This is a genomic window from Helicobacter sp. 13S00401-1, assembly GCF_002272925.1.
Lineage (GTDB): Bacteria > Campylobacterota > Campylobacteria > Campylobacterales > Helicobacteraceae > Helicobacter_I.
The window spans coordinates 1-2,342 of the sequence record NZ_MLAR01000035.1; the positions used below are offsets into that span (position 1 = coordinate 1).

Genomic DNA, 2,342 nt, shown 5'->3' on the forward strand with positions numbered 1-2,342 from the left:
TTTTACGTCCTAGAGGCCAAGAAACCATATAAACGTTAGTTTTCTATACAGCATCTATCTTTTTTCTCCCTTTTAAGCCTACTTGACGCTGAAGGCGTCAATCTATCTAGCAATGAGGTTCGATTTGAGCTGAATAAGCGAAAAATCGAGATACCTACTGACTACAAAAACATGAAAAATTGCTTCGATTTTTCTTTTAATATTCTTTTAGTTTTCTTTTAATATTCTTTTAATATCTTTTAGGGGGCATTTTGGAGCCGTTGGGCACGGGTTCAAAAAGGGGTATAGTGTAATAGATTTCTCTTCATAGTGTAATAGATTTCTCTTCATAGTGTAATAGATTTCTCTTCATTGTGTAATAGATTTTGTACAAAGTAAGGGATAGATTTATATTTTATCCCCTTTATAAAGGGATAGATTTATATTTTATCCCTTACTTTATGCTATAATCCCCTAAATTACAGATTTAAAAGGGGTAAATATGAATGAAGTTGTCAAATACCACAATGACCTAAACAATATAGTTTTAAACGGATTGAGCGAAAATCAAATTAATATACTTTTTACTATTTTTGCAAAAATTAAAAATAAAAATTCTAATTTATTGTCTTTTTCAGTATCTGAAATTATAGAACTTAGCGGGATAGAAAAAAGACGTAAAAAATACGTAGAAAGAACCATTTTTGCTCAATTTGATAAGTTGCAAAACTTAAAAATACAGTATCAAGATGATTACTCAATCTCTAAGGCTGTAATCTTTCCTGTTGTTAGTTTAAATCACAAAGAAAACATCATAGAAGTGAAGGTTGATGAAAAATTTGTGTACTTATTTAATTCGCTAGTGGGCAACTTTACACGTTTTGAATTAGCTGAATTTGTGAGCCTTAGTGGCGCTTATGCTAAAACCATATATCGATTTTTAAAACAGTGGCGCAGTAAGGGTGAGTGGAGAATCAATTATTTTGACTTTAAAAGGATTTTAGGGATACCAGACAGTTATGCGTCAACTGATATTGATAAACAAATTTTAAAACCGGCTATAGCGGAACTGAGTTCAGAGAAAAATTTATTTGATGAAAAACGAATCCCATTTAAAAATTTAAAGGTAGAAAAACTAGACGCAGATGGAGAGCCTGTAAAAAAAGGGAGAAAAATCGTATTTCTAAAATTTACGTTTAAATCAATTAAAGCTTTAAAAGATGTCCAAGAGCCCACAAAAGAATCTATCACTAACCCTACACCAACCCAAGCATTAGATGATAAAACAGAAATCAACGTTAAAGAATATCTCGGCAGAAATATATACATTCCTAAAAGCCAATCCACATTCAAAATTATTCAAATAGATGCGTTCGGTGAAGGTTTCAGCATAATCATGAAAAACATAGATACCAATCGCCTAGGAAACATGATCTTAAAGACTAAAAAAGAATTTTTAGATCAAATGGCAAAACTTATCTAGCTTTAGCTTTCTCCTATCATTCAAAAATACGCTTTTTTGACACCTAGTTCAGCTCGTCCAGCACGGGCTAGAGTAGCTTTTTTTTGTACATAAAAGCTTTATCCTGCCGTAAAACAAAAAAATGCCTTTTTTGGTTGTAAATTTTTCTAAAAACAAAAAGGGAAAAAAGAATCTATAGCTGTATTTTTTTTGTAGGTGTTAATAGAGCAGATGTGAAAAAAAATAAAGTAGTATCATGCTAATAAATTCCAAAAAAGGGGCAAAAAAATATGAAAATAGTTATCAAAAATGCAGACGTGCGAACGTTAAAGGCAATTGAAGGCTTAAAGTTCCTAAGCCCTAAGCTAAAAATTGAAACAGATTCCTATCCGATTGAAACGGCGCCATCAATGATGTTAGCTCGTGAGATGTTTGAAGCATTGCCATTAGAAGATCAAAAGAAAATAAAAACTGAGATGCTTAAGGATTGCGGGCTAGATGCAAGTCATACTAACTAAAAAAGCGGATAAAGAATTCACAAAAATTCTTAGAAGCGACAAACGGAATGGATTAAGAATCCAAAACTTTATGGACGAAGTATTAAAAACCTCAGACAATCCTACACTGTTAATCAACTGCAAAAAACTACAAAACGCAGTTAATACATGGCGATGGCGAGTAGGTGAGTATCGAATTGTTGGAATTGTTTTAAACGAAATCTTGACGATTGAAATTATAAAAATATCTACTAGACAAGATGTTTATTAAAAATAATCACAAAAACACCCCTAAAATCGTTCAAAATTACTCTAGACGATAAAACTATCGTCCCTACCCCCTAATCGCTCTTATTTTACGTCCTAGAGGCCAAGAAACCATATAAACGTTAGTTTTCTATACA

3 protein-coding genes are annotated in these 2,342 nt (G+C 31.9%); all 3 read left to right on the plus strand.

Annotated features, from left to right (window positions below; translation table 11 throughout):
• Positions 1–481 precede the first annotated feature (481 nt).
• The 3 genes from BKH43_RS08295 to BKH43_RS08305 all read left to right on the plus strand — a co-directional run bounded on the left by BKH43_RS08295 (position 482) and on the right by BKH43_RS08305 (position 2,209).
• Positions 482–1,462, plus strand: coding sequence for a replication initiation protein (locus BKH43_RS08295; RefSeq protein WP_095230468.1), 981 nt, complete (start codon positions 482–484; stop codon positions 1,460–1,462).
• A gap of 269 nt (positions 1,463–1,731) precedes the next feature.
• Positions 1,732–1,959 (plus strand): hypothetical protein, encoded by a 228-nt coding sequence (locus tag BKH43_RS08300; protein ID WP_095230470.1) that lies wholly within the window; start codon positions 1,732–1,734, stop codon positions 1,957–1,959.
• Positions 1,940–2,209 carry a type II toxin-antitoxin system RelE/ParE family toxin gene (locus BKH43_RS08305; RefSeq protein ID WP_095230472.1) on the plus strand — a complete coding sequence of 90 codons (270 nt, stop codon included), beginning with the start codon at positions 1,940–1,942 and terminating at the stop codon, positions 2,207–2,209. Before BKH43_RS08300 ends, BKH43_RS08305 begins: the two co-directional genes overlap by 20 nt.
• Positions 2,210–2,342: the final 133 nt, after the last annotated feature.

Excerpts from the sequence above, each read along its gene's own strand:
- BKH43_RS08305 (WP_095230472.1), top strand. The coding sequence starts at position 1,940 with ATGCAAGTCATACTAACTAAAAAAGCGGATAAAGAATTCACAAAAATT.
- BKH43_RS08300 (WP_095230470.1), top strand. The coding sequence starts at position 1,732 with ATGAAAATAGTTATCAAAAATGCAGACGTGCGAACGTTAAAGGCAATT.
- BKH43_RS08295 (WP_095230468.1), top strand. The coding sequence starts at position 482 with ATGAATGAAGTTGTCAAATACCACAATGACCTAAACAATATAGTTTTA.